Below are 1657 nucleotides of genomic sequence, written 5' to 3' on the forward strand. Positions count from 1 at the left end.
CCTTTTCGCCGCGGGCCTCGACTCGGTGCGGGTGCTGTCGCTGGTCGAGCGCTGGCGTGCGGCGGGCCGCGAGATCGGCTTCATGGACCTGCTCGACGAGCCCACCCTGGACGCCTGGTGGCGGCTGCTGTCCCCGCTGGAGGGCTGATGCGGCTGACCGCTGCGCAATACGAGATCTGGCAGCAGCAACAGCAACTCGCCTCCACGGCCATGCTGAACATCGGCGAATACGTCGAGATCCGCGGGCCGGTGCGGGAGGATCTGCTGGCCGACGCCATCCGATCCACCGTCGCCGAGACACCGGCGCTGCACCTGCGCATCCGTGACACCGCCGACGGGCCGCGCCAGGAACCGGAACCGGCCGACTGCCCGATCCACGTCGCCGACCTGCGTGACCGGCCGGATCCCCGTGCCGTCGCACAGGAGTGGATGGACGCCGACATGGGCGTCGACCGGTGTGTGTACACCGACCGGCTGTTCGCCCACGCACTGCTGCGCGTCGCCGACGACACCCTGCTCTGGTATCACCGCGTGCACCACATCGTGCTCGACGGCTACGGGCTGGTGCTGGTCGCCCGCCGGGTGGCGCAGACCTACACCGCGCTGGCGGCCGGAACCCTGCCGCCGCCGGTCAATTTCGGCTCCCTCGAGGAGGCCGCCGAGCACGATCACCGCGACCGGCATTCCGAGGAGTACACGCGCGCGGCGGAATTCTGGGCCGGCTACGAACGCGGCCGCCCCGAACCCGTCGGCGCGGCCGGTCGCACCGCGCCGCTGTCCCCGCGCATGACCCGCGTGATCGCCGACCTCACACCGGAATTGGTGACCGCCCTGCGCGGCCTGCGTAGCGCGACCTCCGCCGAAGCGCTCATCGCCGGTGTCGCGGCCTACCTGCACCGGATCGCCGGCGCCGACCAGATCAACCTGGTTCTCCCCGTCATGATGCGCATCGGCACCCCCGCCCTGCGCGTCCCCACCATGACCGTCAACGCCATCCACTGCTGGACCGATTTCACCCCCGCCACCACCTTCGCCGAGACGATCACCCAGATCCGCGACCACCTGCGCGCCAGCCGCCCCCACCACCGCTACCGCTACGGCGACCTCCTGCGAAACCGCCTGAGCGCCAACGTAGATCGCCGCATATCCGGCCCCTCCGTCAACGTCATGCCCTTCGACTTCGGCCTCCGCTTCGCCGAATCCCCAGGCGTGGTCCGCAACGTCGCCGCAGGCGTCGAGGAAGACATAGCCTTCCGCCTCTACGACTACGGCGACCAAGGCATCCGCCTCATCCTCGACGCCAACCCCACCCTCTACACCCCCGCCGAACTCGAAGCCCACACCCGCCGCCTCCCCACCTTCCTGAATTCCCTCCTCTCCCACATGGATCGCCCCCTCGAGAATCTCGATCTCCTCGACTCCACCGACCACGCCCTCCTCGATGCCTGGCGCGCCCGCGAGGCCGGGGCGGCCACTGAGCCGGGCGCCGAGACGGCCGAGGACGCGAACGGGCGAACTGTCGTGGGGATGCTGCGGGCGCGGGTGCGGGCGACGCCAGAACGGATCGCGCTGGTCGACGCGTACGAGCGGATCGCGTTCGCGGAACTGGGGCGTCGGGTCGAGGCGCTGGCGGCGCGCCTGCACGCGCGAGGTGCCG

The 1657-nt window shown here is 70.9% G+C and carries 1 protein-coding gene; it reads left to right on the forward strand.

All coding sequences use genetic code 11. The features are described 5' to 3' along the window. Positions 1 to 147: 147 nt before the first annotated feature. The coding region (locus tag ACWELQ_RS45315) for a condensation domain-containing protein (protein WP_452403129.1) at positions 148 to 1657 on the forward strand (1510 nt) is incomplete at its 3' end.

It is taken from the genome of Nocardia sp. NPDC004722 (assembly GCF_053601505.1).